The organism is Lentzea kristufekii (genome assembly GCF_033949925.1).
Lineage (GTDB): Bacteria > Actinomycetota > Actinomycetes > Mycobacteriales > Pseudonocardiaceae > Lentzea > Lentzea kristufekii.
In genome coordinates this window covers 184,522-191,810 of the sequence record NZ_JAXAVV010000018.1, presented here as the reverse complement: position 1 = coordinate 191,810, position 7,289 = coordinate 184,522, and the positions used below count along the sequence as shown (strand labels likewise).

The following is a 7,289-nucleotide window of genomic DNA, read 5'->3' as shown; positions in this document are numbered from 1 at the left end:
GGGGGGGGGGGGGGGGGGGGCCCCCCCCCCCCCACCACTAGCGAGGTTCCTTGCGGGGGAGGGGCTGGGTCGCCGGTCCCTCCAGCACCGCGCCGTCGACGTCGAACCGCGAACCGTGACACGGGCAGTCCCAGCTGCGCTCGGCGGCGTTGAACCGGACGAGGCAGCCGAGGTGCGTGCAGCGCATCGACACGCCGTGCAGCTCACCGTCCTCGTCGCGGTAGACGCCGGTCTTGCCCAGGCCGTCGCGGATGACGTGGGCCTGGCCGCGCGGCAGGTTCTCGCTGGAGGTGGCGTCGGCGGGCATGATCCGGTCGCCGACCATCTCCACCGCGACCTCGGCGTTCTTCTTCACCAGCGTCGGCAACGACTTCAGCGACAGCCGGTGCGGGCTGAACCGCTCGGCCAGGTCGTTCGGCTTGCCCGTCACCAGGTCCGCGAGCAGCGTCGCGGCGAACGTGCCGCTGGTCAGGCCCCACTTCATGTACCCGGTGGCGGTGAACAGCGTGCTGTTGCCCGGCGTGTAGCTGCCGATCATCGGCAGGTGGTCGTAGGCCGTCGGGTCCTGCGCCGACCAGCGGTGGGTGATCTCCTCGACCTGCCAGTGCCTGCGCGCGAAGTCCTCCAGCCGGCGGAACGGCTCCACCGCGGGCTTGCCCGTCTGGTGGCTCTGCCCGGCGATGATCAGCTTGTCCTGGTGCGCCGAGATCGACCAGGACGGGCTGCCCGTGCTGATGGCGAGCGCCTGCGTCGGTGCGTTGACGCGGGCCGCGATGCAGTAGGCGCGGGTGAGTTCGAGGCGGGCGAAGTACAGTCCCCGGTCCAGGGTCGGGTAGTGCGTCGCGATCACGATCTTGTCGGCGGTGACGTGACCGTCGTCGGTCGACACGCGGTGCCCGCTCACGTCGACGACCCTGCTGTGCTCGCACACCCGGCTGCCGTCGCCGTCGATCGCGTCGGCCAGGCCCTGCAGGTACTTCACCGGGTGCAGGGCGATCTGGTCGTCGAGCCAGACCGCCGCGTGCACCTCGAACGGCAGGTCGACGTTCTTGGCGTCGCGCACCGGGAGACCGGCCTGACGAGCCGCGATCAGCTCGTTGTCGACGTCGCGCACCTCGGACTCGCTGTAGGCGTAGGTGACGGCGGGGGAGCGGCGCAGGTCGCAGTCGATCCCCTTCGCCAGGTCGGCGACCTGGGCCACGGCCGCCACGGACGCGGCGGCGTAGTCGGTGGCGGCGGCCAGGCCGTGGGTCTGCCGGATCTGCGAGTACACAGTGGACTGCAGCGCGGTGACCTTGGCGGTGTTGTTGCCGGACACGCCCGAGGCCACGCGCTCGGCTTCGAGCACGACGACGCGCAGGCCGCGGCGTTTGAGCAGCAACGCGGTGGTCAGGCCGGTGATGCCGCCGCCGACCACGGCCACGTCGAAGGTGTGCTGTCCGGTCAGCGGCGGACGTGACTTCGCTGGGAGGGCGGCGAGCCAGAGCGACTGGTCAGCGGTGGTGGTCATGGCGGGCGGATACCCGCGTTCCGGTCGGGTATGCGGGGCCGCTGGATACCTCCCTGCCTCAGTGGGTATGCGACTCCCATGAGCAAGCACAGGGTTGTCGTTGTCGGAGGTGGGCTCGGCGGACTGGGCGTGGTGCGCGGCCTGAAGCGCGCGGACGCCGAGGTCACGTTGATCGACCGCACGAACCACCACCTGTTCCAGCCGCTGCTGTACCAGGTGGCGACGGCGTTGCTGCCCGCGGGCGACATCGCGCCGGCGTTCCGGGCGATCCTGCGCAAGCAACGCAACGCGCACGTCCTGCTGGGCGAGGTGACCGGCTTCGACACCGCCGCCAAGCGGGTGCACGTCGACCTGCCGGACGGGAGGTCGCGCCAGGTCGAGTACGACACCCTGGTCGTCGCGGCCGGCTCCCGTGACAGCTACTTCGGCCACGACGAGTGGGCCGAGGCCGCGCCGCCGATGAAGACCCTCGAACAGGCCGTCGGCCTGCGCTCGAAGCTGCTGCGGGCGTTCGAAACCGCGGTGGCCGCCGAGGACCCGAAGCAGTGGCTGTCGTTCGCGGTCGTGGGGGCGGGGCCGACCGGCGTCGAGCTCGCCGGGCAGCTCGCCGACCTGGCGCGCCGTGCGTTGAAGGGACAGTTCCGGGAGATCGACCCGCGCGACATCCGCATCACGTTGATGGACGCCGTGCCGCACGTGCTGCCGCCGTTCTCCGCGCCCCTGCGCGAGCACGCGCGGGTGAAGCTCGAACGGCTCGGCGTCACGGTGATGACGAACGCCATGGTCGAGTCCATCGACGCGGAAGGCCTGACGACCAAGGACGGCGACCGGGTCGAGGCGCGCACGATCATCTGGGCGGCCGGTGTGCAGGCCTCGCCGCTGGCGCGCGAGCTCGCCGGGGCGACCGGCGCCGAGGTCGACCGCAAGGGCAGGATCCTGGTGAACCCCGTCGACTGCTCGGTCACCGACGACGTCTTCGCCATCGGCGACATGGTGAACCTGAACGACCTGCCCGGCATCGCCGAGCCCGCGATCCAGGAGGGCCACCACGTCGCCCGCGTGATCAAGGCACGGCTGAACGGCCGCAGGGCCAAGCCGTTCAAGTACCTCGACCTCGGCACGATGGCCACGATCTCGCCCGGTGACGCCGTGGCGGACATCAAGAAGCTGCGGCTCAAGGGCCTGATCGGCAAGGCGGCGTGGTTGGTCGTGCACATCGCGTTCCTGGTCGGCTGGCGCAACCGGGTCGCGGTGCTCGCGCAGTGGGGGTGGAACCTGCTGACCGGTCGTCGCGCGCAGCCGATCATCCTGGAGCCGGTGCGGGCGATCGAGCGCCGGGAAGGTTTGGCAGCGGGTAACCGGAAAGCGTGAACACGGAGCTGCTGAGCATCTACCTCAACGACCACCTGACCGGGGCGATGGCAGGCACCGAGCTCGCCCGTCGCATCAGCCGGACGCACCCAGAACTGAGGGTTCTCGCGGACGACGTCGAGGCCGACCGCAAGGAACTGCTCGACTTCATGCGTCAGGCCGGTGTCGAGTCGCGTCCGCACAAGGAGGCGATCGGCTGGCTCGTCGAGAAGGCCGGCAGGCTCAAGCTCAACGGCAGGGTGCTCGGCCGTTCACCGCTCAGCGACGTGCTCGAACTGGAGACGCTGCGCGTCAGCATCGAGGGCAAGGTCGCGCTCTGGCGGACGCTGCGGAAGCTGAACAGCTTCGACGACACACGGCTGGAGCGGCTGGCACGCCGCGCGGAGAGCCAGGCCGAGCTGGTCGACCAGTACCGGCTGAACCTCGCGCCGCAGGCGTTCAACTCGCCGAACGTGTCCGGTGTGGACGTCGAACGCACCTTCACCGTCGCGTCCACGCCCGAGGGCGTCGTCGAGTACCTGCGCGACTTCTCCCGTGCCGAGCAGTGGGACCCGGGCACCGTGTCGTGCACGCGCCTGGACGACGGCCCCGTCGAGGTGGGCTCGCGCTGGCGCAACGTGTCGTCGTTCCTCGGCCGCAAGACCGAGCTCGTCTACGAGCTGACCCGCGACGACCCGGGCGGCCTGCAGTTCGTGGGGCGCAACGACACCGCGACCTCGACCGACGACATCTCGATCACGCCGGGGGACGCGCCGGGCACCGCCCGGATCGCCTACCACGCGCACGTCGAGTTCAACGGGCTCGCGAAGTTCGGGGCGCCCGTGGCGAAGCTCGCGCTGGAGAAGCTGGGCAACGACACCGAGAAGAACCTGATCCGCGTGCTCGGGCCGGTTCGCTGACAGGCCCCGGTGGCCGGACCGCGCGAGCGGGCGCGAGTCCGGCATGCGCCCGCTCCCACCGGTAAAGGCAAAGGAAAAACGCAGGTCAGACACGATTCCGTCGTTCGGATGTGATCCCTAGACTCCGTCGAGCCGGTGGGTGAGACAGGCCCTTCCTCCTGCCGCCGCCGGCTTGGACGCAGAGGGAGTACTGGGGTGTTCGAGAACAACGTCACCAGACGCGGCTTCGTCACGGGCGCGGCGGCGGTCGCCGGTCTCGCCGGCCTGTCCACCATCGCGCCGGGGCTGGCCAGCGCCGCGCCCATGCCCAACGACCAGCACACGCCCGCGGAGATCGAGGCCGCCGAGGTCGGCGCGCTGGCGATGATGACGTTCCAGAAGATCGACGGCACTCCCGTCTACTACTGGCGTTCCAACCGCGGCAACACGACCGCGCGCAACTGGCAGGCCACCGACGCGTTCTACAACGCGCTCGTCGCGTGGATCCGCGACCTGCGCTCGCTCTCGTCGAGCTACGGCTCGATCAGCTACATCGTCTCGGCGGGCTTCTACGTCGACAAGGCGGGCCAGCACGGCGCCGGCACCGCGATGGACCTCGACCACGTCCGATGGTCCGGCGGCAACACCATCTCGCCGCTCGACAGGCACCACGCGTCGGGCACCGCCTCGATCCGCAAGCGCTACCTCGCGACGGAGGCCGTGTGCCGCCGCCGGTTCCGCTACGTGCTCGACGGCTGGTACAACGCCTCCCACGAGGACCACATCCACGCCGACTTCGGTGGCATGCCGGTCCGCGCGGTCAAGGACTCCGAGTCCGACACCAAGTTCGTCCAGGCCGTGTGCAACAACTTCCGCGGCTCCGGCCTCGCGATCGACGGCATCTGGGGCCCTGCCACGACGAGCGCGTTCAACGGTCTCAAGTCGGCGCTCGGCGTGACCGGAGACCCGCACACCAGCAGCTCGGTGTGGCAGGGAATGCTGTCGAAGATCGCCACCAAGGGGTTCGCGAACCAGAACATCTGATCGAGTCGGCAGCAGAACCGGCAAGGCCGGAGCCCATGCCTCCTGGGCTCCGGCCTTGCCGTGCGAGGGCGCGGTTCAGCTGACCTGACGGTCTACTTGGGACACTTCTTCCAGGCGAAGTGGTAGATGGTCTCGATCGAGCCGTCCGTCGAGTCCATCGCCATGAAGCTGGTCTTCTTCGGGTCGGACGTGCCCTTGTCCACCCGCAGCTCGGTGTTGATGTTGAAGTTCCGCTTGGCGCCGCACGGGTGGTAGACGATCGAGGCGACGTCGGTCTTGTGGGTGACCTGCCAGCTGTCGCTCAGCGCGCCGTTCCAGGTCTTGGATCGCTGGTCGTTGTCCGACATGCCCTGGAAGTAGTAGCTCGCCTTCTGCGTGCCCTTCGCTCCTCTTTCGAGGTGTGCGAATCCTCTGTAATCGGCCTGTGCGATGCCGAAGGTGAATCCGCCGGGAACGTTCACCTTGAGGTTCAGCTGGCAGTTCTTGCGGAAATCGGTCGGCCGCGACTCGGGACCCACCTGCGCCAGGTAGTCGCTGTAGGTGACCGTGAACGCCTTGTTGTCGGGGGAGACGGCGACGGCGGCCGTACCGGCACGACAGCCGGAGCCGTTGACCGTGACGACGTCGATGGTGATCTGACCCGTCGGGGGCGGGTCGGCGACCGGGGGAATGACGATGGTGGACAGCGCCAGGCCGGCTGCGGCCAGCATGCTGATCATTGCGACACCTTTCCGAATGTGCAGGACAGTTCGGGCGGCGTGGTACGAGACCGTATCGGAAAGGTTGTTGACGAACCGTCCGCCAAGCAGCCCAACATTGCGGGCGAGAGCACCAAGAATTGTTTTGGCCGAGCTGCGTTATCTGGCGCCCAGGATTGGCGGGAAGCAGTTATTTCTGGGTTGCGAAGTACATTGGTGAAGCGTCCACCCCGTGAGAGCGCGCACACGACAAAGGCGCATCCGCGGCTGGATGCGCCTTTGGGAGAACCGGGGTCTAGCGCTGGTGGCCGTTGCCCATCGAGCCACCGAGGCCGAACAGGATGCGCTGGATGAGCTCGGGATCGACGTCCGGCTCGTCGCCCAGCGCCTCGGCGGCGGGGGAGCGGCGCTTCTCGCGCCGGGGCAGCGGCACCGCGTTGGCGTTCACGCCCGTCGGCAGGGCCAGCTCGCACCAGATCAGCTTGGTGCCGTTGCCGAGCTGCAGCTCGCCGGTGCGCAGGTCCGGAGAGGTGGGCGGCATGATGAACCTGGCTGCCTCCAGCTCGACGACGAGGTAGTCGCCGCTCAGTCGCAGTCGCAGCGTGATCAGCCGCGAGGTCTTCGGATCGGCTGACTCGATGGCGGCTTCGACCAGCGCGCAGGCGACGGCCGAGCACTCCGCGGTCATGTTGCGCAGGCGCCACTCACCCAGGGTGAAACGCACGAACAGATCCGCGCAGTTCACCGCGGTGGGCAGCGCGATGAGTGTCAGGTCGTCGACCTGGGCGGTTGTCTGGGCGTTCGCCTGCATGCTGCCTCCGTTTCGCGTGCGGCGCGCGAGTCCGCGACAGTCACCCGAATGGCCGTCACGGTGAGCGGGAATCTACATGGGTATACGCGGGAAGCAATGGCCCGGTTGACTCACCCGTCAAAAGTCACGTGCGGGTCACGAGAAGAGGGCCTGTTGCTCACTGTGAGTATAGCCCCAGGCCCTCTCCGTGATCATTTTGGGTCAGCATCGCTTCCAGGCGAACTGGTAACGGGTCTTGACGCTGCCGTCCGTGGAATCCATGGACACGAACGCCGGCTGGTTCGCCGAGTTCGTGAAAGCCCGCACCTCGGTGTTCACGTTCAGGTGCCGCACCACGCCGCAGGGAGCGAACACGATCTCCGCGACGTCGGTGGTGTCGGTGAACTGCCAGTTGTCGCTCGTCGGTGCCGCGATGTCGTGCGTGCTCGTTCCCGTGGACGACGAGCCGGAGAAGTAGTAGCTGGCGCGCTGCGTGCCGCGTGCGCCTCTGGGTAAGTGCGCGAACCCGCGGTAGTCGGCTTTCGCGATCCCGAACGTGAAGCCCTGCGGGTAGTGCACGCGCAGGTTCAGCTGGCAGTTCTTGCGGAACTGCGTCGGCGTCGATCCGGAACCGGCCTGCGCGGTGTAGTCGCTGTAAGTCACCGTGAATGCCGTGTTGTCGTCCGAGACCGCTACCGCGGCCGTTCCGGCGGGACAGCCGGAACCGTTCACCGTGACGACGTCGACCGTGATTCTGCCGGGCGGAACCTCATCGGCCGCCGGCGTCTCGGGGGCGACGAGGAGGGAGAGTGCCAAACCCGCGGCTGCCATCGCACTGAGCATGAGTTGCCTTTCGCATTGTGCGGGGATGGCGGCGTGCGGGTGACGCTATCTTAAATGGACTTAAGTCGTGGACGACCGACCGGGCGAACTTAAATATATTTAAAACGGATTAATCGTCTGAACGGGGGATTGGGGACGATCAGCGGTCGGCTAAC

The 7,289-nt window shown here is 68.2% G+C and carries 7 protein-coding genes; 3 read left to right on the top strand and 4 right to left on the bottom strand.

The genetic code is table 11. The features are described 5' to 3' along the window. Positions 1–37: 37 nt before the first annotated feature. The gene (locus tag SK571_RS32055) at positions 38–1,510 is read right to left on the bottom strand and encodes an FAD-dependent oxidoreductase (RefSeq protein ID WP_319987832.1); all 1,473 of its coding nucleotides are present in this window, start codon (positions 1,508–1,510) and stop codon (positions 38–40) included. A 78-nt stretch (positions 1,511–1,588) separates the two neighbouring features. Between SK571_RS32055 and SK571_RS32050 the strand changes: the two genes are divergently transcribed. The 3 genes from SK571_RS32050 (at position 1,589) to SK571_RS32040 (ending at position 4,803) form a co-directional block, all read left to right on the top strand. After that, positions 1,589–2,881, top strand: coding sequence for an NAD(P)/FAD-dependent oxidoreductase (locus tag SK571_RS32050; RefSeq protein WP_319987831.1), 1,293 nt, complete (start codon positions 1,589–1,591; stop codon positions 2,879–2,881). Further along, the gene (locus SK571_RS32045) at positions 2,878–3,780 is read left to right on the top strand and encodes an SRPBCC family protein (protein ID WP_319987830.1); all 903 of its coding nucleotides are present in this window, start codon (positions 2,878–2,880) and stop codon (positions 3,778–3,780) included. Before SK571_RS32050 ends, SK571_RS32045 begins: the two co-directional genes overlap by 4 nt. Positions 3,781–3,975: 195 nt before the next feature. After that, the gene (locus SK571_RS32040) at positions 3,976–4,803 is read left to right on the top strand and encodes an extensin family protein (RefSeq protein ID WP_319987829.1); all 828 of its coding nucleotides are present in this window, start codon (positions 3,976–3,978) and stop codon (positions 4,801–4,803) included. A 92-nt stretch (positions 4,804–4,895) separates the two neighbouring features. On the opposite strand, the gene SK571_RS32035 is transcribed toward SK571_RS32040, so the two are convergent. The 3 genes from SK571_RS32035 to SK571_RS32025 all read right to left on the bottom strand — a co-directional run bounded on the left by SK571_RS32035 (position 4,896) and on the right by SK571_RS32025 (position 7,134). Continuing rightward, positions 4,896–5,522 carry a DUF4360 domain-containing protein gene (locus SK571_RS32035; RefSeq protein ID WP_319987828.1) on the bottom strand — a complete coding sequence of 209 codons (627 nt, stop codon included), beginning with the start codon at positions 5,520–5,522 and terminating at the stop codon, positions 4,896–4,898. A gap of 274 nt (positions 5,523–5,796) precedes the next feature. After that, positions 5,797–6,312: an ATP-binding protein gene (locus SK571_RS32030; RefSeq protein ID WP_319987827.1), complete on the bottom strand. Its 516-nt coding sequence runs from the start codon at positions 6,310–6,312 to the stop codon at positions 5,797–5,799. Positions 6,313–6,513: 201 nt separating this feature from the next. Then, on the bottom strand, positions 6,514–7,134 hold the full coding sequence (locus tag SK571_RS32025) for a DUF4360 domain-containing protein (protein ID WP_319987826.1): 621 nt from the start codon (positions 7,132–7,134) through the stop codon (positions 6,514–6,516). Between the last annotated feature and the right edge of the window lie 155 nt (positions 7,135–7,289).